Origin of the sequence: Amycolatopsis sp. NPDC051128 (assembly GCF_040682715.1) — a bacterium.
GTDB lineage: Bacteria > Actinomycetota > Actinomycetes > Mycobacteriales > Pseudonocardiaceae > Amycolatopsis.
The window spans coordinates 163,947-190,152 of record NZ_JBFBBN010000012.1 but is presented as its reverse complement, the minus strand read 5'-3'; the positions used below and the strand labels follow the sequence as shown (position 1 = coordinate 190,152).

General features: G+C 70.7%; 23 protein-coding genes. 8 read left to right on the top strand and 15 right to left on the bottom strand.

What is annotated here, in order from left to right; all coding sequences use genetic code 11:
- Window positions 1-124 precede the first annotated feature (124 nt).
- The gene (locus AB0M82_RS15920; RefSeq protein WP_364722019.1) at window positions 125-1,585 is read right to left on the bottom strand and encodes an MFS transporter; all 1,461 of its coding nucleotides are present in this window, start codon (window positions 1,583-1,585) and stop codon (window positions 125-127) included.
- Window positions 1,586-1,671: 86 nt separating this feature from the next.
- On the opposite strand from AB0M82_RS15920, the gene AB0M82_RS15915 reads away from it, so the two are divergent.
- Window positions 1,672-2,046 carry a MarR family transcriptional regulator gene (locus AB0M82_RS15915; RefSeq protein ID WP_364722017.1) on the top strand — a complete coding sequence of 125 codons (375 nt, stop codon included), beginning with the start codon at window positions 1,672-1,674 and terminating at the stop codon, window positions 2,044-2,046.
- 3 nt (window positions 2,047-2,049) lie between these two features.
- On the opposite strand, the gene AB0M82_RS15910 is transcribed toward AB0M82_RS15915, so the two are convergent.
- From AB0M82_RS15910 to AB0M82_RS15880, 7 genes are all read right to left on the bottom strand, one after another.
- Complete coding sequence (locus AB0M82_RS15910) at window positions 2,050-3,396, bottom strand: trypsin-like peptidase domain-containing protein (protein ID WP_364722015.1); 1,347 nt, start codon at window positions 3,394-3,396, stop codon at window positions 2,050-2,052.
- Between the two features lie 137 nt (window positions 3,397-3,533).
- Window positions 3,534-5,984: an FAD-dependent oxidoreductase gene (locus AB0M82_RS15905; RefSeq protein WP_364722014.1), complete on the bottom strand. Its 2,451-nt coding sequence runs from the start codon at window positions 5,982-5,984 to the stop codon at window positions 3,534-3,536.
- A 33-nt stretch (window positions 5,985-6,017) separates the two neighbouring features.
- Window positions 6,018-6,860, bottom strand: coding sequence for a formyltetrahydrofolate deformylase (purU, locus tag AB0M82_RS15900; RefSeq protein ID WP_364722012.1), 843 nt, complete (start codon window positions 6,858-6,860; stop codon window positions 6,018-6,020).
- Complete coding sequence (locus AB0M82_RS15895; RefSeq protein WP_364722010.1) at window positions 6,857-7,330, bottom strand: sarcosine oxidase subunit gamma family protein; 474 nt, start codon at window positions 7,328-7,330, stop codon at window positions 6,857-6,859. The genes purU and AB0M82_RS15895 overlap by 4 nt, the downstream gene beginning before the upstream one ends.
- Complete coding sequence (locus tag AB0M82_RS15890) at window positions 7,320-9,887, bottom strand: 2Fe-2S iron-sulfur cluster-binding protein (RefSeq protein WP_364722008.1); 2,568 nt, start codon at window positions 9,885-9,887, stop codon at window positions 7,320-7,322. Before AB0M82_RS15890 ends, AB0M82_RS15895 begins: the two co-directional genes overlap by 11 nt.
- Window positions 9,884-10,162 (bottom strand): sarcosine oxidase subunit delta, encoded by a 279-nt coding sequence (locus AB0M82_RS15885; protein WP_364722007.1) that lies wholly within the window; start codon window positions 10,160-10,162, stop codon window positions 9,884-9,886. The genes AB0M82_RS15890 and AB0M82_RS15885 overlap by 4 nt, the downstream gene beginning before the upstream one ends.
- Before the next feature lie 9 nt (window positions 10,163-10,171).
- The gene (locus AB0M82_RS15880; protein ID WP_364722005.1) at window positions 10,172-11,401 is read right to left on the bottom strand and encodes a sarcosine oxidase subunit beta family protein; all 1,230 of its coding nucleotides are present in this window, start codon (window positions 11,399-11,401) and stop codon (window positions 10,172-10,174) included.
- Between the two features lie 55 nt (window positions 11,402-11,456).
- Between AB0M82_RS15880 and AB0M82_RS15875 the strand changes: the two genes are divergently transcribed.
- Entirely contained in the window at window positions 11,457-12,104 is a 648-nt protein-coding gene (locus AB0M82_RS15875; protein ID WP_364722003.1) for a GntR family transcriptional regulator, read from the top strand.
- On the opposite strand, the gene AB0M82_RS15870 is transcribed toward AB0M82_RS15875, so the two are convergent.
- On the bottom strand, window positions 12,101-13,222 hold the full coding sequence (locus AB0M82_RS15870; RefSeq protein WP_364722001.1) for an aromatic ring-hydroxylating dioxygenase subunit alpha: 1,122 nt from the start codon (window positions 13,220-13,222) through the stop codon (window positions 12,101-12,103). The genes AB0M82_RS15875 and AB0M82_RS15870 overlap by 4 nt on opposite strands.
- Before the next feature lie 236 nt (window positions 13,223-13,458).
- The gene (locus AB0M82_RS15865; protein WP_364721999.1) at window positions 13,459-14,052 is read right to left on the bottom strand and encodes a TetR family transcriptional regulator; all 594 of its coding nucleotides are present in this window, start codon (window positions 14,050-14,052) and stop codon (window positions 13,459-13,461) included.
- Window positions 14,053-14,150: 98 nt separating this feature from the next.
- Between AB0M82_RS15865 and AB0M82_RS15860 the strand changes: the two genes are divergently transcribed.
- The 6 genes from AB0M82_RS15860 (at window position 14,151) to AB0M82_RS15835 (ending at window position 21,083) form a co-directional block, all read left to right on the top strand.
- Entirely contained in the window at window positions 14,151-15,617 is a 1,467-nt protein-coding gene (locus AB0M82_RS15860; protein ID WP_364721997.1) for an aldehyde dehydrogenase family protein, read from the top strand.
- A 46-nt stretch (window positions 15,618-15,663) separates the two neighbouring features.
- Entirely contained in the window at window positions 15,664-17,232 is a 1,569-nt protein-coding gene (locus AB0M82_RS15855; RefSeq protein WP_364721995.1) for an amino acid permease, read from the top strand.
- Window positions 17,233-17,241: 9 nt separating this feature from the next.
- On the top strand, window positions 17,242-18,906 hold the full coding sequence (gene betA, locus AB0M82_RS15850; RefSeq protein ID WP_364721993.1) for a choline dehydrogenase: 1,665 nt from the start codon (window positions 17,242-17,244) through the stop codon (window positions 18,904-18,906).
- A 199-nt stretch (window positions 18,907-19,105) separates the two neighbouring features.
- Complete coding sequence (locus AB0M82_RS15845; protein ID WP_364721991.1) at window positions 19,106-19,426, top strand: bifunctional 3-phenylpropionate/cinnamic acid dioxygenase ferredoxin subunit; 321 nt, start codon at window positions 19,106-19,108, stop codon at window positions 19,424-19,426.
- Window positions 19,423-20,556: an FAD-dependent oxidoreductase gene (locus tag AB0M82_RS15840; RefSeq protein ID WP_364721989.1), complete on the top strand. Its 1,134-nt coding sequence runs from the start codon at window positions 19,423-19,425 to the stop codon at window positions 20,554-20,556. Before AB0M82_RS15845 ends, AB0M82_RS15840 begins: the two co-directional genes overlap by 4 nt.
- A gap of 38 nt (window positions 20,557-20,594) precedes the next feature.
- Window positions 20,595-21,083 carry a putative immunity protein gene (locus AB0M82_RS15835; protein WP_364721988.1) on the top strand — a complete coding sequence of 163 codons (489 nt, stop codon included), beginning with the start codon at window positions 20,595-20,597 and terminating at the stop codon, window positions 21,081-21,083.
- Window positions 21,084-21,177: 94 nt separating this feature from the next.
- Here AB0M82_RS15835 and AB0M82_RS15830 read toward each other — a convergent pair whose 3' ends face one another.
- The 5 genes from AB0M82_RS15830 to pdhA are packed head-to-tail and all read right to left on the bottom strand — an operon-like array spanning window position 21,178 to window position 26,019.
- A complete protein-coding gene (locus AB0M82_RS15830) occupies window positions 21,178-22,164 on the bottom strand; it encodes a hypothetical protein (RefSeq protein ID WP_364721986.1) in 987 nt (328 codons plus the stop codon).
- Entirely contained in the window at window positions 22,161-22,709 is a 549-nt protein-coding gene (locus AB0M82_RS15825; protein ID WP_364721985.1) for a hypothetical protein, read from the bottom strand. Before AB0M82_RS15825 ends, AB0M82_RS15830 begins: the two co-directional genes overlap by 4 nt.
- A gap of 55 nt (window positions 22,710-22,764) precedes the next feature.
- Window positions 22,765-23,955, bottom strand: coding sequence for a dihydrolipoamide acetyltransferase family protein (locus tag AB0M82_RS15820; RefSeq protein WP_364721983.1), 1,191 nt, complete (start codon window positions 23,953-23,955; stop codon window positions 22,765-22,767).
- Window positions 23,948-24,943 (bottom strand): alpha-ketoacid dehydrogenase subunit beta, encoded by a 996-nt coding sequence (locus AB0M82_RS15815; protein WP_364721981.1) that lies wholly within the window; start codon window positions 24,941-24,943, stop codon window positions 23,948-23,950. The genes AB0M82_RS15820 and AB0M82_RS15815 overlap by 8 nt, the downstream gene beginning before the upstream one ends.
- Window positions 24,943-26,019, bottom strand: a complete 1,077-nt coding sequence (gene pdhA, locus AB0M82_RS15810; RefSeq protein ID WP_364721979.1) for a pyruvate dehydrogenase (acetyl-transferring) E1 component subunit alpha — start codon at window positions 26,017-26,019, stop codon at window positions 24,943-24,945. The genes AB0M82_RS15815 and pdhA overlap by 1 nt, the downstream gene beginning before the upstream one ends.
- Window positions 26,020-26,206 lie beyond the last annotated feature (187 nt).

Genomic DNA, 26,206 nt, shown 5'->3' with positions numbered 1-26,206 from the left:
GTTTTCCATCCAGCTCGGGGGCGCCCGGGCCGGGTGGGGGGTGGGGGGGGGGGGCGCCCCCGCCCCCCCCCCCGGGGGGGGGCCGCCCCCCCCCCCCCCCCCCCGCCACATTGGGGCGCTTGGGTCAGTCCGCGACCGCCGCGAGCTCCGGCTCGGCGGCCGGGGCCGGGGCCTCGACGCGACGGCGGGCCACCAGGCCGGACGCCGCGATCAGCAGGCCCAGCACCGCGATCCCGGTGACCACGCTCAGCGCCGGGGTCAGCCCGGTGAGCAGCGCGGCGGGCGAGGCTTCGCGGCCGCCGTTGGCGGTCAGCACCGCGGTCACCACCGCGAGCCCGATCGCGCCGCCGACCTGCAGCGACGTGTTGAGCAGGCCGCCGGCGAGGCCCTGCTCGTCGTCCGCGATCCCGGCCGTGGCCTGGATGTTGAGCGACGAGAACGCCAGCGTGAAGCCGATGCCGAGCAGGATCATGCTGGGCAGGACGCTGCCCGCGTAGCCCGAGTGCTCGTCGATCCGCAGGAACAGCGCGTACCCGACGACGTGCGCGACGACGCCCGCGAAGATCGTGCGCGATGTGCCGACCCGGTCGATCAGCGGCTCGATGCGGGGCGAGCCGAACGCCACGATCAGCGCCGCCGGCAGGAAGCCGAGCGCCGTCTCCAACGCGGACCAGCCGAGCACCCGCTGCAGGTACAGCATCACGACGAACTGGAACCCGATGTACGCGCCGAAGAACAGCGCGCCGCCGAGGTTCGCCCGGGCGAGCGGGCCCGAACGGAAGATGCCCAGCCGCAGCAGCGGGTGGCTGCTGCGCTTCTCGATGACCACGAAAGTCACCAGCAGGGCGAGAGCGACCGCGAACGTGATCAGCGTGCGCGGCGCGGCCCAGCCGACCTCGGGCGCTTCGACGACGCCGAACACCAGCAGCAGCGAGCCGACGGCGCCGGTGATGGCGCCCGGGAAGTCGTAGCCGCTGCCCTCTTCCCGCCGGTACGACGGGATCAGCTTCCACGCCGCGGCCAGCGCGATCAGCGCGATCGGCGCGGGCAGCAGGAACGTCCAGCGCCAGCCGACCTCGGTCAGCAGGCCGGAGAACACGAGCCCGGCGGAGTACCCGCTGGCGCCGAACACGGCGAAGATGCTGATCGCCTTGTTGCGGGCCGGGCCCTCCTGGAACGTCGTGGTGATGATGGACAGCGCGGCCGGCGCGGTGAACGCCGCCGCCAGGCCCTTGATGAAGCGGCTCGCGATGAGCAGCGCGCCGTCGTCGACGAGCCCGCCGAGCAGCGAGGCGAGGGCGAACACGGTGACGGCGACGAGGAACACCCGGCGGCGGCCGAGCAGGTCGGCGGTGCGGCCGCCGAGCAGCAGCAGGCCGCCGTAGCCGAGCACGTACCCGCTGACGACCCATTGCAGCGCGTTGGTGGACAGGCCGAGGTCGGCCTGGATGGCGGGGAGCGCGACCCCGACCATCGACACGTCGAGCGCGTCGAGACCGACGACGATCGAAACGGTGAGCAGGACACCCCAGAGACGTGCGTCCCACCGGGTTGAAGTGGTGGACAAGACCGCGGAAGAGCTCATGTCGGCGACATTACATGCACGCGCATCTAATGTCTATGCAATTAATGTGTTTGCATCAGATGCCCGCGCATGGTAAGTTGCTCGTCGTGAGCGACGTCGCTGAGCAGGCCTTGGTGCAGGAGTGGCACGAGCTGCTGGCGCGCTACTCGGCCGTGTTCAGCGCGCTCGAGTGCCGCCTGCAGGAGCGCCACGGCATCGGCGCGAACGAGTTCGAAGCCCTGGAGCGGGTCGCGACCGGCGCTTCCAAGTGCCGGTCGGCCGACCTCACCGAGGCCATCCACCTCAGCCAGAGCGCCACGTCACGGCTGGTCGCCCGCCTGGAGAAAGAAGGCCTGGTCCAGCGCGCGCTGTGCGACGTGGACCGGCGCGGCATCTTCGTCACCCTCACCGACGCCGGCCGTGAGCGCTACCTCGCGGCGAAGCGGACGCACCGCGAAGTGCTCAACGAAACCCTGCGCTGAGGTTCAGCCCACCGGCCCTTCGATGGCCTTCACCTGGATCTGCCGCTGCGCGCCGGAGGCGTTCGACACCGTCACCGTCAGCTGGTCGCCCGGGTGGTGGGTGTCCATCACGTTCGTCAGCGTCGTCGCCGAGTCGATCGGCTTGCCGTCGATCGCCGTGATGACGTCCCCTGCCGCGAGGCCCGCCTGCTGCGCCGGCCCGCGCGGGACGACCTCGCGGATCTGGGCGCCTCGGCCCTGCGCGTCCGCCACCGAGACGCCGATGAACGCCGTCTTGCCGATGTGGACCTTGTCCGACGCGGTCCCCGCGACGATCTGGTGGGCGATGTCGACGGCCCGGTCGATCGGGATGGCGAAGCCCTGGCCCGCCCCGCCGCTGCGGCGCCCGTTCAGCTGGTAGCCGGTGGACGCGGCGGTGTTGACGCCGATCACCTGCGCGTCCGCGTTCACCAGCGGGCCACCGGAGTCACCCGACTCGATGTTCGCCCGGACCTGGATCAGCCCGCTGAGCTGCTCGGACGCGCCGCTGGACTCGTCGGAGGCGGTGATCGACTGATCCAGCGCGGTCACCGTGCCCGGCGCGGGCACCGGGTCGCCGCCGCGGCCGCCTGCGTTGCCGAGCCCGAGGATCTGGTCGCCGACCGCGACCTTCGACGAGTCGCCGATGGTCGCGGCGGGCAGCCCGGACGCGCCCTGCAGCCGCAGGACCGCGACGTCCTCGCCGCGGTCGTAGCCGACGACTTCCGCCTTGTACGTGTCGCCGGTGCCGATGCTGGTGACCTTGATGCTGGTCGCGCCGGCGACGACGTGGTTGTTGGTGAGCACCTGGCCGTCCGGGGTCAGCACGATGCCCGTGCCCGCCGCGGCCGCGCCCTGCAGCCCGAGTTCGGTGTTGATGTTGACGATGGCCGGGTTGACCTTCGCGGACACGGCGTCGACGTCGAGCACCGTCTTCGCGGCGCTGGGCTGCCCGGAGAAGCCGAAGTTCTGGTTGCCGCTCGCGGTGGGGCTGTTCGACGCGGAGATGAAATTCCCGATGCCGAGCCCGGCGACCACGGCCAGCGCGATCGCGACCACCGCGATCGTCAGCGCGCGAAGCGGGTGACGCTTGCGCGGCGGCGGCTGGTAGGCGGGCTGCGGGTAGCCGTAGCCGGGCAGGCCGTAGATCGGCTCGGTGTCGGGTGACTGCGGCGGGTACGGGCGTCCCCACTGGTCACGGGCCTGGCCGTAGTGCTGGTCGTAAGGCTGCTGGCCGTAGGACTGCTGGTCATGGGGCTGCTGGTAGTAGCCCTGGCCGTAGCCGTACGGGTACTCGCCGCTGCCCCGCGGCCCTCGGTCGTACTCGCTCATGCACAGCTCCAACCCTCAGCAAGCCTCCGGCCCGTCCAGGAAACGCCGCGTTCCTGAGAATTTCCTTGTCCGGTTCCATGGACTTGCTGTGGATTTACCCATTACCCCCGCCGGGAAGAGCCGACGTGACCTACGACTCACCGGCGGATGCGGTCCATGCCGGGGTCGACCAGCGGCTCGGCGGCCACGGTGGCCGGGACCCGGCGGCCGAAGTACTCGATCTCCACGCCGCTGCCGAGGTCCGCCGACGCCGGAAGCCACGCGTAGGCGATCGGACGGCCGATCGTGTACCCGTACGCGGCACTCGTGACGTACCCCGAAGCCACGCCGTCGACGAACACCGGCTCCTTGCCCAGCACGACCGTGCGGCCGTCGTCGATCGTCAGGCACCGCAGCCGCCGCGACGCCGTCTCCTCGCTGCGTCCTTCAAGAGCCTCCCGCCCGAGGAACGGCCCCTTGGCGGGACGCACCGCGAAGCCGACGCCGGCTTCGTAGGGGTCGTGTTCGGTGGTCATGTCGGTGCCCCACAGCCGGTAGCCCTTCTCCAGCCGCAGGCTGTTGAACGCCGCCCGCCCGGCCGCGACGACACCCAGCTCGCGCCCGGCCTCCCACAGCGTGTCCCACAGCCGCAGGCCGTTGTCCGCGCTGGTGTAGATCTCCCAGCCGAGTTCGCCGACGTAGGACAGGCGCATCGCGGTGACCGGCACCCCGGCGATCCGCGCCTCGCGGGCCCGGAAGTACTTCAACCCCGTGTGCGAAAAGTCCTCGCGGCTCAGCGGCTGCACGAGGTCGCGGGCGAGCGGCCCCCACACCCCGACGCAGCACGTCCCGCCGGTGATGTCGCGGACCTGGACGCCGGACGGCCGGTGGCGCCGGAAGTGGTCGACGTCGAGGTTCCCGTTGATGCCGACCTGGAACACCTCCGGCTCCAGCCGCGCCACCGTGACGTCGCTGCGCACGCCGCCCGCCGAGTCCAGCATGAGGGTGTAGGTGACCGAGCCGACGGACTTGTCGAGCTGGTTGGTGGTCAGCGACTGCAGGAACTCCAGCGCGCCCGGCCCGCTGATCTCGACGCGCTTCAACGGTGTCATGTCGTAGAGCGCGACGCCGTTGCGCGTGTGCCACGCCTCGGCCGCCGCGATCGGCGAGTGGAACTGCGCCGACCACGTGTCCCGGGCGGGCGGCAGCCAGTCGTGCGGGAGCTGCTTCAGCAGCGGCGCGTTGGCCTCGAACCAGTGCGGCCGCTCCCAGCCGCCCGCCTCCAGGAACACCGCGCCCAGTTCCCGCTGCCGCGCGTGGAACGGCGTCACCCGCAGGCCACGCGGCGAAAGCTTGGGCTGCAACGGGTGCAGGATGTCGTAGACCTCGACGAAGTTCTGCTGTGCCGTCTCCCGCACATACTCCGGCGCGAGCTGGACCTCCTCGAAGCGGTGGACGTCGACCTCGTGCAGGTCGGTCTCCGACCGGCCGTCGACCAGCAGCTCCGCGACCGCCTTGGCGATGCCCGCGGAGTGCGTCACCCACACCGCTTCGGCGAGCCAGAACCCGCGGACGTCGGCCGATTCGCCGACCAGCGACTGGCCGTCCGGGGTGAACGAGAAGATGCCGTTGAACCCCTCCTCCACCTTGGTCTGCCGCAGCGCGGGCAGCAGCAGCTTGCTCTGCTCCCACGACGGCGCGAAGTCCTCCTCGGTGAACGGCAGCATCGACGGCATGGCCGTGCCGGTCACCGCCGGGTCCAATGTGGACTCGTCGACCGGCATCGGCCGGTGCGCGTAGGAGCCGATGCCGAGCCGGTCGACGTGCTCGCGGAAGTACAGGTCCTGGTCCTGGTGGCGCAGGATGGGCATGCTCGCCTCGGACGCTTCGGTGTTGCGCCCGAGCAGTTCGGCGACCTGCCCGGTCTTCACGTACTGGTGCGCCAGCGGCAGCAGCGGCACGTCCATGCCCACCATCGCGCCGATCTCGCGGCCCCAGAACCCGGCGCACGACACCACGACGTCGGCCGGGAAGTCCCCCCGGCCGGTCCGGACGCCGGTGACGCGCCCGCCGTCCTGGAGGATGTCGGTCACCTTCGTTGACCCGACGAACCGGGCGCCCCGCGCAGTGGCCCGTTCCGCGAGGGCGACCACGGCCTTCGCCGCCCGCGCCAGGCCGTCGGTCGGGACGTACAGCGCGCCGAAGATCTGCGAGCCGTCGAGCAGCGGCCAGCGGCGGACGCACTCCTCCGCGTCGATGAGCGACCCGGAAACGCCCCACGACGTCGCCCAGCCGTGCTTGCGCTTGAGGTCCTCCCACCGGGCCGGGGTGGTCGCCACCTCCATGCCGCCGACCTGGTTGAAGCACGGCAGCCCGTCGACCTCCAGCGTCAGGAACTTCTCGACGGTGTACCGGGCGAACGCGGTCATCGTCTTCGACGCGTTGGTCTGGAACACCAGGCCGGGCGCGTGCGACGTCGACCCGCCGGTGCGCGGCAGCGGGCCCTGGTCGAGCACGGTGACGTCGGTCCAACCGCGGGCGGTCAGCTCGTCGGCGAGGTTGGCGCCGACGATGCCGGCGCCGATGATCACGACTCGCGGTGCGGTCATGGCGGAACTCCTTCTACTCCGGCGGAAGACGGCTTACCTGAAAACAACAGTGCTGTTGCCGTTGAGCAGGACGCGGCGTTCGCAGTGCCAGCGCACCGCGCGGGACAGGGCGAGGGCTTCGGCGTCGCGGCCGACGGTCACCAGCTCGCGGGGCGAGTGGGTGTGGTCGACGCGCTGGACCTCCTGCTCGATGATCGGGCCCTCGTCGAGATCGGGCGTGACGTAGTGCGCGGTCGCGCCGACGTACTTCACGCCGCGGTCGTAGGCCTGGTGATAGGGCTTGGCGCCCTTGAAGCCGGGCAGGAACGAGTGATGGATGTTGATCGCGCGGCCTTCGAGCTTGACGCACAGGTCGTTGGACAGCACCTGCATGTACCGGGCCAGCACGACGAGGTCGGCTTCGTACGCCCCGACCAGGTCGAGCAGCCGCTGCTCGGCCTCCGGCTTGGTCTCCGGCGTCACCGGCACGTGCACGAACGGCACGTCCGCCGCCTCGGCCATCGGCCGCAGGTCTTCGTGGTTCGACACGACCACCGCGATGTGCGCGCCGAGGCTGCCCGCGCGCCAGCGGAACAGCAGGTCGTTGAGGCAGTGGCCGAACTTCGACACCATCACCAGCACCCGCGGCGGGGTCCCGTCGGAGAACTCGAACTCCATGCCGAAGCCGCCGGCGACCGGGGCGAACGCGTGCGTGAGGTCGTCCACCGTCGCCGTCCCGGCGCAGGTGAACGACGTGCGCAGGAACAGCGAGCCGCGGACGTCGTCGTCGAACTGCTGGTGCTCGACGATGTCGCAGCCCTGCCCCACGAGGAACGTCGTGACGGCGTGGACGATCCCCGAGCGTTCCGGGCACTTGAGGGTCAAGGTGAAGGTCACGAGACGTACTCCCGGCTCGCGTCGGCCAGCCATGCCGTGAAGTAGTCCGAGAACGACTGGCGCACGAGGATCGTGAAGCCGTCTTCCCGGACCATGAGGACGATTCCGGTCCGCGCGAGGAGCGTCTGGACGCAGGTGCCCGGCGGCGAGCTCTCCAGGTCGATCGAGCAACCGTGGGCCAGCACGTCGGCCGCGTGCGCCCCGGTGAGCCGGAAGACGTTGCGCTGCGCCGAGACATCCACCACCGCCAGGACGCCACTTTCCCGTGAAAGTGCCGCTTCCAGCTCGGCCTGGCGGCCAGGTCCGGCGAGCACGAGGTACTCGTCGGGGCCCATCCAGAGGATCTCGATGCCGTTGCCGGCGGTGAACCCGCACGGCCCGGGCAGGTCGACGCCGAGCAGCGCGTGCCCCTCCCGGAGGCGCACGGTGAGCTGGGTGCGGAACGGTTCTTCGACCGCGTCAACCGTCACGGCGGGCTCCTTCCTTGTCGAAGAGCACGGACTCGGTCACTTTCACCGGCACCACCTGGTCCCCGACCGGGACGTACAGCGTCTCGCCGATCCGCTCGCGGCCCGAGCGCACCAGGGCGAGCGCGAAGGTCCGGCCGAGCGCGGCGCTGTCGTAGCTGGAGGTGACGTGGCCGAGCATCCGCACCGGGGGCTCGGGCACGACATCGCTTTCGACGATCTGCGCTCCCTCCGGCAGCAGCACCGCCGGATCGAGGGGCAGCAGGCCGACCAGTTGCTTGCGGTCGGGCCGGTTGTTCTCGGCGCGGGCGAAGGACCGCTTGCCGAGGAAGTCGGGCTTCTTCTTCGACACCACCCAGGACATGCCGAGATCCTGCGGGGTGACCGTGCCGTCGGTGTCCTGGCCGATGATCGGGTAGCCCTTCTCGGCGCGCAGGACGTGCATGGTCTCGGTGCCGTACGGTGTGGCGCCCGCGTCCACTATGGACTCCCACAGCGCGAGCCCGTGCCAGGACGGGACGTTGATCTCGTAGGCCAGCTCGCCGGAAAAGCTGATCCGGCAGACCCGCGCCTTGATCCCGGCGACTTCGGCGTCCTGCCAGGTCATGAACCCGAAGGCCTCGCCTGCGACGTCGAGGCCCGGCGCCAAGCGGCTCAGCACCTCCCGGGAGCGCGGTCCGACCAGGGGGATCGTGGCCCAGTGCTCGGTGACCGACGTCGCGAAGACGGTGAGGTGCGGCCATTCCGTCTGCAGCCACTCCTCCATCCAGTCGAGGATCTTCGCCGCGTTGCCGGTCGTCGTGGTGACCAGGAAGCGGTCCTCGGCGACGCGGATGACGGTGCCGTCGTCGATCACCATCCCGTCGACGCCGCACATCACGCCGTACCGGATCCGGCCGACCTTGAGGGTGCTCATCATGTTCGTGTAGAGCATGTCGAGGAACCGGCCGGCGTCCGGGCCCTGGACGTCGATCTTGCCCAGGGTGGACCCGTCCATCACGGCGACGTCGTTGCGAGCCGCGCGGCACTCGCGCAGCACGGCTTCGCGCATCGTCTCGCCGGGCCGCGGGTAGTACCACGGCCGCTTCCACTGGCCGACGTTCTCGAACTCGGCGCCGTGCTCGACGTGCCACGGGTGGATCGTGGTGACGCGCACGGGATCGTGCAGGTCGCCGCGGTGCCGCCCGGCCAGCGCGGCGAACGGCACCGGTGTGTACGGCGGCCGGAACGTCGTCGGGCGCTGGGTCGACAAGTCGACACCGAGAGCGTCGGCGGTGATGCCCGCGGCGAGCATGCCGGACGTCTTGCCCTGGTCGTGCGCGGTGCCGATCGTGGTGTAGCGCTTGATGTGCTCCAGGGAGCGCAGCCCGGCGCCGGTCGCGCGCAGGACGTCCGACACGGTCGCGTCGCGCTGCTGGTCGACGAACCGGGTATCCACTTCGGACTCGGGGGCGGGCACCTGCCAGAGGATCTTCGCTTCCGGCAGGCCTTCCCCGGCGGCGGCGCCGACCACGCTCACGGTGGGCAGATCGCCGTCCGGGACGTATGCGCCGAGTTCCGGCGCGTAACGGAGCTTGCCGCGGGCCTGGCTGAACAGGTGCACGGCCGGGTTCCAGCCGCCGGACACGAGCAGCAGGTCGCACGGCACCCGCTCGCCCTCCAGCGACCCCAGCGGAGCGACGTGCGCGGCGGTGATGTGCCCGTCGCCGTCGGTGCCGATGACGCCGTGGCCCGCGCGAGCATCGACGATCCGCACGATCTCGGCCCCGGCCTCGGTCAGTTCGGAAGCGGCGTCGTACGCGCTGTCGTTGGTGGTGAACACGACCACCCGCTGCCCGGCCAGGACTCCGTAGCGGTTCAGGTACGTCCGCGCGGCGCCGGCGAGCATGATGCCGGGCCGGTCGTTGTCCGGGAACACGATCGGCCGCTCGTGCGCGCCCGTCGCGAGGACGATCCGCTTCGCCCGGATCCGCCAGACCCGCTGCCGCGAGATCCGTTCGGGCGCGGCGGGCTCGCCACGGCGTTCCAGGGCGAGCACGAAACCGTCGTCGTAGACACCGAACGCCGTGGTCCGCGAGAGGAACCGGACACCTTCCGGCACCTCGCCGCCCGGCTCGGGCTGGTCGTCGACGAGCAGCACCCGCCCCTCCGCGGATCGGGCGGCGGCGAGACCGGCGGATCCGGCGCCGACGACCAGGACGTCACAGTGCACGTGCTTGGCGTCGTACCGGGCCGGGTCGGGCTCGGTGGCCAGGCGACCTTGACCGGACAGGCCGCGCGCGACCAGACCGTCGTACAGCTCGACGGTGGTCGCGGTCAGCATCGGCTCGGGGAACGGCTTTTCGATCTGCACCAGCGCGTTCGAGTCCTCGACACCGGCGGCGACGATGCCGCGCGGGCGGCCGTACTTGATGCTCGTCGCGACCTGGTGGATCCCGTTGGCCAGCAACGCCGACGCCAGCGTGTCGCCGCGGAAGCCGGTCAGCTCACGGCCGTCGAAGGTGAACTTGAGCGGGGCGCCGCGGTCGATGCGGTCGCCGCGGTCGGGCAGTCGGGTCACGGGATCACCGGCTTGGGTTCGTCGAGGCGGTAGACCGCCAGGAGGTCGTGGGTGCGGGTGTCGCGGACGGCGTTGAACCAGCGGCGGCAGCCCGCGGAATGGCTCCACCGCTCGGCGAACGGCCCGCTCGGGTTCTCGCGGAAGAACACGAACTTCGCCCAGTCCTCATCGGACAGTGCGGCCGGGTCGTCGGGGTAGGCGACGTGGGCCTGGCCGCCGTAGTGGAACTCGGCCTCTTCGCGCGGCCCGCACCACGGGCAGGGGATCAGCTGCATCAAGGGCTCCTAATGCGCGACGGCGGCGGCGCCGTGCTCGTCGACGAGGGCGCCGGTGGTGAACCGGTCGAGGGCGAAGGGCTCGGCGTACTCGTGCGGCTTGCCGCGCGCGATGGTCGCCGCGAAGACGTCCCCGACACCCGGGGTGGCCTTGAAGCCGCCGGTACCCCAGCCGCAGTTGAGGAACAGGTTCTCCACCGGCGTCAGGCCGATGATCGGCGAGGCGTCCGGGCTCGTGTCGACGATCCCCGCCCACGTCCGCAGCAGGTGCGCCCGCGCGAACACCGGGAACAGCTCCAGCGCGGCGGCCATCTGCTGCTCGATGATGTGGAACGAGCCGCGCTGGCCGTAGCCGTTGTAGCTGTCGATGCCGGCGCCCATCACCAGTTCGCCCTTGTGCGCCTGGGAAACGTAGACGTGCACGGCGTTCGACATGACGACCGTCGGGTGGATCGGTTCGAGCAGCTCGGACACCAGCGCCTGCAACGGGTGCGACGTCAGTGGCAGGTCCAGGCCGACCATTTTCGCCAGCACGGAGGTGTGTCCGGCGGCGCACAGCGCCACCTTGCCCGCCGCGATCCGGCCCCGTGACGTCTCGACGCCGGTGACCCGTCCGTCCACTGTGGAGATGCCGGTGACCTCGCAGTTCTGGATGAGGTCGACGCCCATCTCGTGGGCGGCCCGCGCGAAGCCCCAAGCCACGTAGTCGTGCTTCGCGATGCCCGCGCGCGGCTGGTAGGTCGCGCCGAGCACCGGGTACCGGACGTCCGGCGAGGTGTTGACGATCGGGCAGAGTTCCTTGACGCCGCCGGTGTCCACCCATTCGGCGTCGATGCCGTTGAGCTTGTTGGCCTCGACGCGGCGGACGCTGTCGCGGATGTCCTGCAGGCTGTGTGCCAGGTTCAGCACTCCGCGCTGGCTGAACAGGATGGGGTAGCCGAGGTCCTCTTCGAGGCCTTCCCACAGCTTGAGCGAGTGCTCGTAGATGCCGGAGCTCTCGTCCCACAGGTAGTTGGAGCGGATGATCGTGGTGTTGCGGGCCATGTTGCCGCCCGCGAGCCAGCCCTTCTCCAGGACGGCCACGTCGGTGATGCCGTGCACCTTGGCCAGGTAGTACGCGGTGGCGAGGCCGTGCCCGCCGCCGCCGACCACGACGACGTCGTAAGCCTTCTTCGGCTCCGGGTCGCGCCAGAGGAAGTCCGGGTGGTCCGGCAGGTCCGCGCCGGGGGTGCGAGGCATCCGTATCCTCCTGGTCGACTTCTGATATATCAATTGTCGATGTAGACTAAGTGGCGTGAACCCACAGGTCAATGCCCCCTCGCTGGCCGAACAGGCGTATCTCTTCATCCGCGACCAGCTCGTCATGCTGGACATCCGGCCGGGCGACCCGATCAACGAGGAGTGGCTCGGCACCACGCTCGGCATGGGCCGCACGCCGATCCGCGAGGCACTGAAACGCCTCGAGTCCGAACGCCTGGTCGTCGCCTATCCCCGGCGCGGGACGTTCGCCACCGACGTCAACATCTCCGACCTCGCGCACATCTCCGAGGTGCGGCGCACGCTCGAGCCGATGGCCACGGCCGCCGCGGCCGGGCGCGCCACCCCCGCCGACCGGGCCACGCTCACCGAGCTGCGCGCGCAGCTCGACGCCGGCGTCCCCAGCGGGGACAACGCCGCGCTGCTGCGCACCGACCTCGCCCTGCACCGGGCGATCTACCGGTGCGTGCACAACCCGTTCCTTGAGGACACGCTGATCCGGTACGACAACCTCGCGACCCGGATCTGGTGCGTGTTCGTGCCCCGGCTGTCCGGGATGGCCGGCCACGTCGACGAGCACGTCCCGCTCCTCACCGCGATCATCGAGGGTGACGCCGAGAAGGCCGCCGCCCTCACCCTCGAGCACGTCACCGGCTTCGAGAAGGCGATCCGCGCGTTGATCTAGAGTTCCAGCCGGGTCTTGACCCAGTCGTGGAACGCGCCGATGTGGTGTTCGCTCGGCACGAGCACGCCGCCGCGCGCGTACGAGCGCGAGTCCATCGCCAGCTGGCAACGTTCGCACGCCTCGAAGTCCTGCAGGTTGACGCGGTGGAACAGCTCGACCGAGCGGGAGAGGTCCCGGCCCGACTCGACCACTTCGGGCAGGTACAGCCAGTCGCAGCGCACCAGCGTCCGGTCGGGGGCCAGCGGGAACATCCGGTGGAGGATCACGTGGTCGGGCACGAGGTTGACGAACACCTGCGGCCGGATGGTGATGGCGTAGTACTTGCGGTCCTGCGCCTCGGTGACACCGGGGAGCCGGTCGACGCCTTCGCCGCCGTCGATGGTGAAGCCCTTGATCTCGCCGCCGAACTCCGCGCCGTGGCCGACGTAGTACTGCGCGGCGTAACCGTCGGCGAACTCCGGCAGCACTTCGGTGAGCTCCGGGTGGATCGTCGCGCAGTGGTAGCACTCCATGAAGTTCTCGATGATCTGTTTCCAGTTCGCCTTCACGTCGTACTCGATGCGCTTGCCGAGAGCGAGACCGTCGACGCCGTAGGCGTCGATCTCCCGGGCGCCGCCCAGGCGTTCGGTGACCGCGCCGACGACGGTCTCCTCGAACGACGGCGGCTCGTCGGCCAGGCAGACCCAGGCGTAGCCGAGCCACTCGCGCAGGTGGACCTTCGTCAGGCCGAACGCGGTGCGGTCGACGTCCGGCATCCCGGTGAGGTTCGGCGCGGCGATCAGCTTGCCGTCCAGGCCGTACGTCCAGGCGTGGTACGGACACTGGAAGGCGCGCTTGACGGTGCCCGAGTCGTCGGTGCAGAGCCGGGCGCCGCGGTGGCGGCAGACATTGAGGAACGCGGTGAGCTTGCCATCCCGGCCCCGCGCGACCAGCACGCTCTCCTTGCCGATCTGCACGGTCTCGAACGAGCCGGGGTCCGGCAGGTCGGCGCTGCGCACGGCGCAGAACCAGTCGGCCTCGAAGATCTTCGCCTGCTCCAGCGCGAAGATCGCCGGATCGGTGTAGAAGGTGCCGGGCAGCGTGGCGAGCAGGCTCGGCGGAAGATCGGTTGTGGTCACCGGCGTGGTCCTCTCCGCGGACGGAACGGGAGTAGTTGCGCAAGACGCGTCTAGTTGCTCACTCCGGAACAGAGTGACTGGCCCCCAAGACCCATGTCAACCCACGTTTTTCAGTGACCCCAGGTATCTCACCCATGCGGCGTGACCGGAGCCGTAACCCGCGTGATCAGAAGCCGATCTCGCGTGATGGGGGCCGTAACTCGCGAGTTACGGCCCCCATCACGCGAGTTACGGGTTCAATCACGCGAGTTACGGGAAGCGGGGCCGTGGATGGCCCGGCGGAAGAGGGCTTCGATCTCCTCGAGGGTGGGGCGGGGGTCGGCCAGGGCCGCCTGCATCAGGAGGCCGCAGAACAGGCCGGCGAGGAGACGGCCGGTCAGGGGGTCGGTGCGGGAGCCGAAGAACGCGATGAGCGCGTCGTCCCAGGCCGCGCTCGCCTTGCGGAGCCGGGGCCGGTGCAGGGCCGCGACGTACAGGTCGTACTCGACGACGGTGTCGCGGTACTGCTCGTTGATGTAGCCCATCACCAGGTCGGCGAGCGCGGCGGCGAAGTCGGCGTCCGGCGGGAGCGCGGACTCCCACTCCTTCAGCGCACGGACGTTCTTCGCGGCCGCCTCGGACAGCGCGACCTCGAGGAGATCGTCCAGGGTCGCGAAGTGGTAGGTCGTCGAGCCCAGCGGCACCCCCGCCGCGGCCGCGACCGCGCGGTGCGTGACGCCGTCGATCCCCCGCTGGGCGACCACTTCGATCGCCGCCTTGGCGATCCGCGCGCGCCGTTCCGGATCGTTCGGGCCACGGCGGCGGGTCGCCGCGGCATCGTTGTTCGACATCGGTGTCGAGCCCCCTTGTGGACATCTGTACACGCTTCGCGTACAAATGTACGCACTCAAGGCACCGAGCAGCCACTACCGATCCGGAAGGGGCGCCCGTGAAGGACCTCTACATCGACGGAGTCTGGGCGGACGCCGCCGCCGGCACCCACTCCGACGTGCTGAACCCCGCCACCGGCGAGGCCATCGAGACCGTCGCCGAAGCGGGCCGCGAGGAGGTCGACGCCGCCGTCAGAGCCGCGCGCAGGGCCTTCGACGAAGGCCCGTGGCGAGGCACCACCGCCACCGAGCGCGGCGCGCTGCTCCGGAAGACCGCCGACCTCCTGGTCCGCGACCGCGAGGAGCTGGCCCGCACCGAGAGCCTCGACACCGGCAAGACGCTGGGCGAAGGCCGCATCGACATCGACGACGTGACGAACGTCTTCCGCTACTACGCCGATCTCGCCGGCAAGGACGCCGGACGGATGGTCGACGCCGGCAGCCCGGCCGTGGTCAGCCGGATCGTGCACGAACCGGTCGGCGTCTGCGCGCTGATCGCGCCGTGGAACTACCCGCTGCTCCAGATGTCCTGGAAGGTCGCGCCCGCCCTCGCCGCGGGCAACACCGTCGTGCTCAAGCCCAGCGAAGTCACCCCGCTGACCACGATCAAGCTGGTCGCACTCCTCGAGGAGGCCGGCGCGCCGCCCGGCGTCGTCAACCTCCTGCTCGGCCCGGGCCACGTCGGCGCGGCGATGGTCGAGCACCCGGCCGTCGACCTGGTCTCCTTCACCGGCGGCTACGCGACCGGCGAGAAGATCATGACCGCCGCCGCGAAGGGCGTCCGCCGGATCGCCCTCGAGCTCGGCGGCAAGAACCCGAACGTGGTCTTCGCCGACGCCGACTACGACACGGCCCTCGACTACGCCCTGATGGCGGCGTTTGTCCATTCCGGACAGGTCTGTTCGGCGGGTGCGCGGCTGATCGTCCAAGATGGAATCCATGACCGCTTCGTCGCCGACCTCGCCGCGCGCGCCGACCGGATCCGGGTCGGCGGCGGGCTCGACCCCGCGACCGAAACGGGTCCGCTCGTGTCCGCGCAGCACCGCGCCAAGGTCGAGGCCTACATCCAAGGGGCGATCGAAGCGGGGGCGACCCTGCGCGCGGGCGGCGGACGCCCGGAAGGAGCCGAGTACGAAGGCGGTTTCTTCCTCCGGCCGACCGTGTTCTCCGGCTGCACCAGGGAAATGGCGATCGTCCGGGAAGAGGTCTTCGGCCCGGTCGTCACCGTGGAACGCTTCACCGAAGAGGCCGAGGCGATCGCACTGGCCAACGACACCGAGTACGGGCTCGCCGGGTCCGTGTGGACGTCCGACGCGTCCCGCGCCCAGCGCGTCGCCGGGGCCCTGCGCCACGGCACCGTGTGGATCAACGACTACCACCCCTACCTGCCCCAGGCGGAGTGGGGTGGTTTCGGCAAATCGGGCATCGGCCGCGAACTCGGGCCGTCCGGGCTGGCCGAATACCAGGAGAGCAAGCACATCTACCAGAACATCGATCCCGTTCCGCAGCACTGGTTCAAAGGCTGATTCCCCGTCCCCCACCACGTGAGACTGTGACACTAAGGACGCTGCCATGACCACTCAGGAAATACCGGCGGGCGGGGGGCCTGCTCCGGACGACAGCTCCGAACTCGAGAAGTTCGGCTACCGCCAGGAACTCGAGCGCTCGCTCGGATCGTTCTCCAGCTTCGCCGCCGGGTTCAGCTACATCTCCATCCTGACCGGCGTGTTCCAGCTGTTCTTCTTCGGCTTCGCCTCAGGCGGGCCGGCGTTCATCTGGACGTGGCCGCTGGTCTTCCTCGGCCAGCTCGCCGTCGCCCTGTGCTTCGCCGAGCTCGCCGGGCAGTTCCCGCTCGCCGGGTCGGTGTACCAGTGGGCCAAGCAGATCGCGAAGCCCACGACGTCGTGGCTGGCCGGCTGGATCATGATCATCGGCGCGATCGTGACGGCGGCGGCCGTCGCGGTCGCCTACCAGATCATCCTGCCGCAGGTCTCGACCGCGTTCCAGATCGTCGGCAGCGACTCCGACGCCGGCCTGACGTCGACGCCAGGTGGCGCGCAGAACGCGATCATCTTGGCCCTCGTGCTGGTCGTGTTCGCCACGATCGTGAACATCATCGGCGTCCGGCTGATGGCGAAGATCAACAACTTCGGCGTCGCGGTGGAACTGTCCGCGGTCATCCTGCTGATCATCGCGCTGGCCGTGCACATCAAGCGCGGCCCGCAGGTAGTGCTGGAGACGCACGGCACGGGCGAGGGGCATTCACTCGGGTACCTCGGGGCGTTCCTCGTGGCGTCGCTGATGAGCGCGTACGTCTTCTACGGCTTCGACACCGCGGGTTCGCTCTCCGAGGAGACGACCCAGCCGCGCAAGCACGCGCCGCGCGCGATCCTGCGGGCGATCACGGCGTCGTTCATCGTCGGCGGCCTGGTGATGCTGGTCGGCATGATGGCCGTCGGCGACATCAACGCCGAGGAGCTGAGCACGTCCGGCATGCCCTACCTGCTGAAGAGCACGCTCGGCACCGGCTTGGGCGACGCCTTCCTGATCTGCTCGGCGATCGCGATCACCGTGTGCTGCCTCGCCGTGCAGACCGCGGCGATCCGGATGGCGTGGGCGATGGCCCGCGACGGCAGGCTGCCGTTCAGCAAGGCGATGGCGAAGGTGTCGCCGCGGTCCAAGACCCCGATCCTGCCCGCGCTGATCACGGGCGGGCTCACCGTCGTCGTGCTGCTGATCAACCTGGGCAACCAGCGGGCGTTCTTCATCCTGACCTCGACCGCGATCATCCTGTTCTACATCCCCTACCTGATGGTCACCGGCCCGCTGCTGCTGCGCCGCCTGCGCGGGCAGTGGCCGCGTCCGGAGCACGGCCCGTACTTCAAGCTCGGCCGCTGGGGCACGTTCGTGAACCTGGTCGCGGTGCTCTACGGCGCCGCCATGACGATCAACCTGATCTGGCCGCGAGCCGAGGTCTACGGCTCCGACCACTGGTACTTCCAGTGGGGCGCGGTGATCGTCACCGGGCTGATCGTGGTCGTCGGCGCGACAATGCTGTACGTCCGGCGGCACACCTGGGGCTCGGCACACACCAGCCCCGAACACATGCCCGACACCGCCCCGGATTCGCTGCCCGGCTGAGGAGGACGCATGAATGAAAGCTACGACTTCGTCATCGTCGGCGGTGGTTCGGCGGGCTGCGCACTGGCGAACCGGCTGTCCGCCGACCCGTCGAACAAGGTCCTCGTCCTGGAGGCCGGCCGGTCCGACTTCAAGTGGGACGTCTTCATCCACATGCCGGCCGCGCTGACCTTCCCCATCGGGTCGAAGTTCTACGACTGGGGCTACCGCAGTGAGCCCGAGCCGTACATGAACCGCCGTCGCATCTACCACGCGCGCGGCAAGGTGCTCGGCGGGTCGTCCAGCATCAACGGGATGATCTTCCAGCGCGGCAACCCGATGGACTACGAGCGCTGGGCGAGCGACCCCGGCATGTCCACTTGGGACTACGCGCACTGCCTGCCGTACTTCCAGCGCATGGAGAACTGCCTCGCGGACCCGCCGGACGGGCAATGGCGCGGGCACGACGGGCCACTCGAACTGGAACGCGGCCCGGCTTCGAACCCGTTGTTCACCGCCTTCTTCGACGCCGCCGAGCAGGCGGGCTACCCGCGGACCGACGACGTCAACGGCTACCGGCAGGAGGGTTTCGCGCCGTTCGACCGGAACGTCCGAAAAGGACGGCGGCTGTCCGCCGCCGGCGCGTACCTGCACCCGGTGATGAACCGGCCCAACCTCACGGTCAAGACGCACGCGTTCGTCTCGCAGATCCTCTTCGACGGCACCCGCGCGGTCGGCGTCGAATACGCGCAAGGCCGCGGCGTGCCGGGTGAGGTGTACGGCAAGGAGATCATCCTCTGCGGCGGCGCGATCAACACGCCGCAGCTGCTCCAGCTCTCCGGCGTCGGCAACGCCGCGGAGCTGGAGCGGCTCGGCATCGACGTCGTGAAGGACCTGCCGGGCGTCGGCGAGAACCTGCAGGACCACCTGGAGGTGTACATCCAGTACGCCTGCAAGCAGCCGGTGTCCATGCAGCCGTCGCTGGCGAAGTGGAAGCGGCCCTACATCGGCGCGCAGTGGCTGTTCCTGCGCTCCGGGCCGGCCGCGACCAACCACTTCGAGGGCGGCGGGTTCGCCCGGTCCAACGACGAGGTCGCCTACCCGAACCTGATGTTCCACTTCCTGCCCGTGGCGATCCGCTACGACGGCTCGGCGCCCACGGAAGGGCACGGCTACCAGGTGCACGTCGGCCCGATGTACGCCGACACCCGCGGCACGGTGAAGATCACCTCGACCGACCCGAGGCAGCACCCCGCGCTCAAGTTCAACTACCTGTCGACCCAATCCGATCGCCGCGAGTGGGTCGAGGCCGTTCGGGTGGCGCGGAAGATCCTCAACCAGGCCGCGCTGGAGCCGTACAACGGCGGGGAGATCTCGCCGGGGCCGTCCGTGGAGACGGACGAGGAGATCCTCGACTGGGTCGCCAAGGACGCCGAGACCGCGCTGCACCCGTCGTGCACGACGAAGATGGGCGTCGACGAGAACTCCGTCGTCGACCCGCGGACGATGGGCGTGCACGGCACCGAGGGCCTGCGCGTCGTCGACGCGTCGGTCATGCCCTACATCCCGAACGGCAACATCTACGCCCCGGTGATGATGACCGCCGAGAAGGCCGCCGACCTGATCCTCGGCAACACCCCGCTCGCCCCGATCAAGCTGCCGTTCTACCGGCACGGGGAAGCCGCCGCGAAGTAGCCCTTTCCGGTTCTGGAGCGCCCGTACCACCATCCCCGGTGCGGGCGCTCCGGCGTGTCCGCGTTCTTCGTTACCCGGTAACGAAAACTACCCGGGCGTACCTCTTGACGCGGCCCAGGACCGGATTCAGACTTGTTGCGTATCACAGTCTAGGTTCCCCAATGCGCAACACGCTTTGAGATGTTTCAGTGGAGGCGGCATGATTCGCGCGTGCACAGTCGATGAACTGCCCCCTGGCGAGTCCGTCCGGATTCCCGGCAGTCCCGCCATCGCGGTGTTCAACACCGAGGACGGCGAGCTGTACGCCATCGACGACACGTGCACCCACCAGGACGCCTCCCTGGCCGACGGCTGGCTCGAAGGCTGCTTCGTCGAGTGCCCGCTGCACGCGGCGCTGTTCGACCTGCGCACCGGCATGCCGACCTGCCTGCCGGCGAAGGAGCCGGTGCGGACCTACTCCGTGGTCGTCGACGACGGCGTCATCTACGTTCAGGGCGTCGCCGCCGAGGACGCCGCGTGAAGCGCGTCGCGGTCGTCGGCGCCTCGCTCGCCGGGGTCCGCGCCGCGCAGGAGCTGCGCGCGCAGGGCTACGACGGCGGCGTCGTGCTGATCGGCGACGAGCCGCACCTGCCCTACGACCGGCCTCCGCTGTCCAAGGGCTTCCTCGCCGGAACGACGTCGCGCGAGTCGCTGGACCTGCTCGACGCCGGCGACCTGGCGGCCCTGGCCTTGGACTTCCGGCTCGGCGTCCGGGCGACGGCGCTGGAACCGGCCGACCGGCGCGTGCTGCTCTCGGACGGCACGTCGGTGCACGCGGACGGCGTCGTGATCGCCACCGGCGGCCGCGCGCGCACGCTGCCGGGCTTCGAGGGCGCCCACACGCTGCGGACCCTCGACGACGCCTGCGCTTTGCGCGCGGCCTTGGTCCCCGGAGCCCGCGTGGTCATCGTCGGCGCCGGGTTCATCGGGGCCGAGGTGGCCTCGACGTGCCGTTCGCTCGGCCTCGACGTGGTCGTCCTGGAAGCTCTGGCCGCCCCGCTGGAGCCGGTGCTGGGCCCGGAACTGGCGGCGGTCTGCGCCCGCCTGCACCTCGACCACGGCACGGACCTGCGCTGCGGCGTCCAGGTTTCCGGAGTCTCCCCGGCCGGCGTCGAGCTGGCTTCCGGCGCCCTCGTCCCGGCCGACGTGGTCGTGACGGGCGTCGGGATGACGCCGTCGACCGAGTGGCTGGCGGGCTCGGGTTTGCAGGTCGGCAACGGCGTCCACACCGACACGGGGCTGGTCACGGACCTGCCCCAGGTGGTGGCGGTGGGCGACGTGGCCCGGTACGGGGGACGGCGGCACGAGCACTGGACAAATGCGTCCGAGCAGGCACCGGTCGCGGTGGCCAACCTGCTGGCCGGGCACAGCGCGCGGACCTACCTGCCCAGCGGGTACGTCTGGTCGGACCAGTATTCGGGCACGTTGCAGCTGGCCGGGCACCCCCGTCCCGGCGACACGCTTTCGTACGTGGACGGGGATCCTTCGTCGTCATCGTTCGTGGCCACGTTCTCGCGGGACGGCGCGACGGTCGGCGTCTTCGCCCTGAACAACGCGAAGCTGTTCAACCGCCTCCGGCGGCAAGCCCTGCGTCGCCCGGCCGTCGTCTGAAAGTCTCAACCGAGTGTTCAAGGATACGCTTCACCCGCATGGAGCTGAGTCTTGACGAGCTGCGGGCGTTGACGGGCTGGGCCGCAGCCTGCGCCGCACGGGTCCTGCCGTTGATCCCGGACGACCCACGCCCGGCATCGGCGATCGCGGCGGCGCGGGAGTTCGCTTCGGGTGGTCCTCGCACCAAGGCCCTGCGCACGGCGGCGTGGGACGCCTTGGCGGCGGCGGGCGAGCTGGCCGATCCGGCGGCTTCGGCGGCCGCCCGCGCGGCCGTGGGCGCGGCCGGCGCGGCCTACCTGCACCCGCTGGAGTCGCCGCACCAGGTGAAGCACATCGTCGGCCCGGCACAGCAGGCGGCGTTGGCCCGCGAGCTGTCCGGCGGCGACGCGGAAGCCGAGGTCCGCTGGGCCCTGGACCAAGCCCCGCCCGAAGTAAGCGAAATCCTCCGCCGCTTCCCACCGGGCAAACCCGGCCGAACCCGCCTCGGCGACCTGCACCGCCGGCTGGAAACAGCCCTGCGCGCCTGACCCGAACGGGCATCTCGCGAGATCCGTTCCCGATCACGCGAGATCCGGCTTCAATCACGCGAGATCCGGCTTCTGGCACGTGTGTGCGGGATCTTCACAGCGCGAGGTCGTCCAGATCCGACTCCAGACGAGCTCGCCAGGTCCAGCGGCGTTCCGTCGTGTCCGCGTCATCCGGGGCCGGCGGGCCCAGCGGCAAGGCCGGATCGGTGACCCCGAACGTCACCCGGTAGGCCAGCACCGACGCGGCCGTCCGGATCCAGGCGTCTCCGGATGTCCCGGACGGCGGGGCGACGCCCAGAGCGTTCCCGAACCACGCCGGCAGCAGGACGTTCGCGCCCAGCGCGTCGGCGATCCGGGTCCGCAGCCGCACCTGCAGGTCGTGCCACGCTCGCTCGGCGCGCTCCAGCTGGGGTACCACCCGCGCCTCGACCGCGTCCGCCTCGCGCAACGCCAGCCGCGCCTTCTCCGCCGCGGCCGCGGCCGCCGGGATCTCTTCGTCCAGCAACGTCCGGCGCCGGGTCGTCAGCGCGCGCAGCCGTGACTCCGTGTCCCCGCGCGCCCGGGACGCGCGGTCCGTCGACGCCAGGACCGCGATGACGTCCAGCAGGTCGGCATCACACCGGGAAAGCGCCCCGCGCGCCGCGTCCAGGTGCGCGATCTCCTCCGCGTACCGGGCCCGCTGCTCCTTCGTGACGAGCTCCTTGTGCAGGTCGTCCCACCGCGCCGCCTCCGCCGCGAGCGCCCGCGTCTCCGCGCCGACGTCGTCGAGGTCCGCCTGCGGCACCCCGTCCGCCACGCGCACCGCGCGCTCCAGGACCCGGACCTGCTGCTGCAACCGCTCCAGCTGCCTGCCGAGCAGGTCGAGGCGGTCCTGCTGCCCGCGCCCGCCGCCGCTTTCGAGCCGCTCGGTCAGGTCGGCGACGTCCCGGCGCAAGCGCTCGTCGGTGTCCTCGACGGCCGTGCGCAGCCCGTCGACCGCCGCGAACAGCTCGTCGATATCGCGACGGGTCGAGTCGGCCCGCTCGGGGTACTCCCGCGTGAACTCCGGATCGTCGCCGTAGGTCGCGTAGCCGTGGCTCACGGGACCCGGCTTTCCCGCCACAGCAGCGCGGCCGTGGCCGCGACGCCCAGCGCCGTCAGGATCGTGCAGACGACCGACCCGGCCCACGGCACCAGCGCCAGTACCAGCAGCCCGGCCGTGACGCTGCCCGCCCACGCGGCCCGCGTCCGCTCGCGGATCACGTCGCCGACCCGGCGGACCGGGCCGAAGCCGATCCACAGGCCCGCGGCGAACAGCGGGACCAGCGCGAACAGCCACAGCGGCGAGAGCACCTCGAACAGCACCAGCGCGCCGGCGACCAGCGGCACCAGCGACGGCGCGGCCGCGAACCAGACGACCGCGCGCTGCGTCGCCGCGTGCCGGGACTCGAGCTCGGCGTTGGCGAGCCGGTGCCGGGCCTCGTCGAACGCCTGCTCGGCGTCGAGCAGCCGGTGGGCCGTCGCGACGAGCTCGTCCATCGATCCGACGTCGCCCGGCGGGGTCGCCAGCCCGTCCCGCAGGTCCTGCTTGAGCCGGCCCACGCGGGCTTCCGCCTGGTCCCGGTCGTGCTGGGCTGGAGTCGTCACGCGAACACTTTAAGTGCCAGGACCGTCACCACCGGCCAATGCGGCCGGTGAGTCGTTACAGGTCACCGAGGGCGGTGACCGGCGACTCGACGCAGTCCGCGACGAACCGCAGGAACCCGCCCGCCGTGCCGCCGTCGCAGACGCGGTGGTCGAAGGCCAGCGTCAGCTCGCAGACCTTCCTGACCGCCAGTGCGCCGTCGACCACCCACGGCCGGTCGATGATCCGGCCGATGCCGAGGATCGCGGCCTCGGGGTGGTTGATGATCGCGGCCGAGCCGTCGACGCCGAAGACGCCGTAGTTGTTCACGGTGAAGGTGCCGCCGGTGAGGTCCGCGGGCACGAGCTTGCCGTCGCGCGCGGTGCGGGCGCGGTCGCCGATCGCGGCCGAGAGGTCCCGGGTGGACAGCTCCCCCGCGTCCCGCACGACCGGCACAACCAGGCCGCGGTCGGTCTGCGCGGCGAAGCCGAGGTGGATCTTGTCCAGCAGGACGATCTCGTCGCCCTCGACGCGCGAGTTCAGCTCCGGGTGTTTCTTCAGCCCCGCGACGGCGAAGCGCGCGATCAGGCCGAGCAGGCTGACCGGCCGGTCCGCCTTGGCGTTCAACGCCGCGCGGGCGGCGACCAGCTCGGTCGCATCGACGTCCACCCAGACGGTTGCCTCGGGGATCTCCCGCCGGGACGTGGCGAGCTTGTCCGCCACGGCCTTGCGCACCCCGGTCAGCGGGATCCGCTCGCCGTTCGCGACGGGCTTCTTCAGCGCCGCCTCGACGTCGGCGCGGCGGATGATGCCGTCCGCGCCAGTGGGGGTGACCTTCGCGAGGTCGATCCCGTTGTCCGCGGCCAGTTTCCGGACGAACGGCGAGATCACGCCGGGCGCCTGCTTCGGCCGGGCGGGCGACGGCGCCGTGGTGCTCACCGGGCGCCGCGAGCGCTTGCGCCGGGTCGCCGGCGCGGTGCCGTACCCGATGAGGACGTTGCCGCTGCCGGAAGACGTCGTCACGCCGGGTTCGGCGAACCCGCCGACGGACAGCAGCGGCGCGCCGACCGGCAGCAGCTGCCCCGGCTCGCCGTGCAGCGCGGACACCACGCCGGCGAACGGCACCGGCACCTCGACCGCCGCCTTCGCCGTCTCGACCTCGACGACGACCTGGTCGACGGTGACCGTGTCGCCGACGTTCACGCGCCAGTTCAGGATGGCCGCCTCGGTCAGGCCTTCGCCGAGGTCCGGCAGCAGGAAGTCAGGCACCGGCCACCACCGGTGTGTCGGCCCACTGCAGGCGCGCGATCGTGTCGAGGATCCGGTCGACGTCGGGCAGCTGGTGGCGCTCGAGCTTCGGCGCCGGGTACGGGATGTCGAGCCCGGTCACCCGCAGCACCGGCGCGTGCAGCTGGTGGAAGCACTGCTCGGTGACGCGCGCGACGACCTCGGCGCCGTACCCGCCGAAGCCGGCGGCCTCGTGGATCACCACCGCCCGCCCGGTGCGGCGCACGGAAGCCGTCACGGTCTCGTCGTCGAACGGGGACAGCGAGCGCAGGTCGACGACCTCGACGTCCCAGCCCTCGGCCGTCGCGGCTTCGGCGGTCTCCATCGCGGTGGCGACCATCGGGCCGTACGCGATGAGCGTGACGTCCTTGCCCTGGCGCCGGACCACGGCCCGGTCCATCGCCGGGCCGCTGCGGGTGAAGGTGACGTTCTCACTCGACCAGTAGCGGCACTTCGGTTCGAGGAAGATCACCGGATCCGGCGATTCGATGGCGTCGCGAAGCAGGTCGTACGCGTCCTGCGCGGTGCCCGGCGTGACGACGCGCAGGCCCGGCGTGTGCGTGTAGTAAGCCTCGCTGGAGTCGCAGTGGTGCTCGACGCCGCCGATGCCGCCGGCGTAGGGAATGCGGATCACCATCGGCAGCGAGAGCGCGCCGCGGGTGCGGTTGCGCAGCTTCGCGACGTGCGAGGTGATCTGCTCGAACGCCGGGTAGGCGAAGGCGTCGAACTGCATCTCGACGACCGGCCGGAACCCGCCCATCGCCATCCCGACGGCGAACCCGACGATGCCGGACTCGGCCAGCGGCGTGTCGAAGCAGCGGTCCTCGCCGAAGTCGGCGGTGATGCCGTCGGTGATCCGGAAGACGCCGCCGAGCGCGCCGACGTCCTCGCCGAACACGAGCACCCGGTCGTCGTCCTTGAGCGCGTCGCGCAGCGCCGCGTTGAGCGCCTGCGCCATCGTGGTCGTCATCAGGCCTCCAGTTCCGCGGCGACCATGGCCCGCTGGGCGGCCAGCTGCCGGGTCGGCTCGGCGTAGACGTGGTCGAACAGCGACATCGGGTCGAGCTCGGGTTCGGTGTTCAGGGTGTCCCGGACGGTATGGGCGAAGGTTTCGGCGTCCTGGTGGAACTGTTCGATTTCGTGGTCCTGCAAGGTTTTCCGAGCCTTGAGGTAGGTCTCGAGCCGCTTGAGCGGGTCCGCTTCGCGCCACTTCGCGACTTCTTCGGCGTCGCGGTAGCGGGTGGCGTCGTCGGCGTTGGTGTGGGCGTCGATGCGGTAGGTGTGTGCCTCGACGAGCACCGGGCCACGGCCTTCGCGGGCGTGCCGGACGGCGTCGCCGAGCACGGCGAGGACCGCTACGGCGTCGTTGCCGTCGACCTGCTCCGAGCGCATGCCGTAGCCGATTCCCTTGTACGCCAACGCGGGCGCGGCGCTCTGCTTCTCGAACGGCACCGAAATGGCATAGCGGTTGTTCTGCACGAAGAACACCGTGGGCGCCTTGAAGACGGCCGCGAAGTTGAGCGCTTCGTGGAAGTCGCCTTCGCTCGTGGCGCCGTCCCCGATGAGCGCGAGCGCGACGGCGTCTTCGCCGCGTCGCCGCAGGGCGTGGGCCAGCCCCACCGCGTGCAGAGTCTGCGTCGCGAGCGGAGTGCACTGGGGCGCTACGCGCGTCTCGGCGGGGTTGTAGCCGCAGTGCGCGTCGCCGCGAAGCAGCGTCAGCACTTCGCCGGGCTTCAGGCCGCGCGCGATGAGGGCGACCGAGTCGCGGTAGGTGGGGAAGAGCCAGTCCTTCTTTTCGAGGACCAGCGCGGCGGCGACCTGGCAGGCCTCCTGACCGGCGCTCGACGGGTAGACGGCGAGGCGGCCCTGCTTGGTGAGCGCGGTCGCCTGAACGTCGAACCGGCGGCCGAGGACCATCAGCCGGTAGGCCTCCTTGAGCCGGTCTTCGGCGGGTTCGACGTAGTCGCCGTGCTGGTCGGCGCGGGTTCCGTCCTCGGCGACGAACCGCACCTGGGCCGCGGACGGCAACAGTGTCTCTTGAGCCATGACGCGCACCGCCTCTCGCAGACATATGATGCTGAAATGGTCGTTCTCGGCGGTGTTGTGTACAAGGGTTGGCGAAAATGAGCGACAAACGGCCTTCGCCGGGGTCTCTTGCGGACCAAACGTCCTCCGCCGTCCCGACTGTGACCGGCCTCTCGGGACGAACGGTCCCGGCCCTCGACGACGTCGA

Coding starts and splice junctions, on each gene's coding strand:
- AB0M82_RS15920 (WP_364722019.1), bottom strand. CDS start 1,585: ATGAGCTCTTCCGCGGTCTTGTCCACCACTTCAACCCGGTGGGACGCA.
- AB0M82_RS15815 (WP_364721981.1), bottom strand. CDS start 24,943: ATGACGACCACGATGGCGCAGGCGCTCAACGCGGCGCTGCGCGACGCG.
- AB0M82_RS15855 (WP_364721995.1), top strand. CDS start 15,664: ATGACCACTCAGGAAATACCGGCGGGCGGGGGGCCTGCTCCGGACGAC.
- betA (WP_364721993.1), top strand. CDS start 17,242: ATGAATGAAAGCTACGACTTCGTCATCGTCGGCGGTGGTTCGGCGGGC.
- pdhA (WP_364721979.1), bottom strand. CDS start 26,019: ATGGCTCAAGAGACACTGTTGCCGTCCGCGGCCCAGGTGCGGTTCGTC.
- AB0M82_RS15910 (WP_364722015.1), bottom strand. CDS start 3,396: ATGAGCGAGTACGACCGAGGGCCGCGGGGCAGCGGCGAGTACCCGTAC.
- AB0M82_RS15905 (WP_364722014.1), bottom strand. CDS start 5,984: ATGACCGCACCGCGAGTCGTGATCATCGGCGCCGGCATCGTCGGCGCC.
- AB0M82_RS15835 (WP_364721988.1), top strand. CDS start 20,595: ATGGAGCTGAGTCTTGACGAGCTGCGGGCGTTGACGGGCTGGGCCGCA.
- AB0M82_RS15865 (WP_364721999.1), bottom strand. CDS start 14,052: ATGTCGAACAACGATGCCGCGGCGACCCGCCGCCGTGGCCCGAACGAT.
- AB0M82_RS15885 (WP_364722007.1), bottom strand. CDS start 10,162: ATGCAGCTGATCCCCTGCCCGTGGTGCGGGCCGCGCGAAGAGGCCGAG.
- AB0M82_RS15880 (WP_364722005.1), bottom strand. CDS start 11,401: ATGCCTCGCACCCCCGGCGCGGACCTGCCGGACCACCCGGACTTCCTC.
- AB0M82_RS15845 (WP_364721991.1), top strand. CDS start 19,106: ATGATTCGCGCGTGCACAGTCGATGAACTGCCCCCTGGCGAGTCCGTC.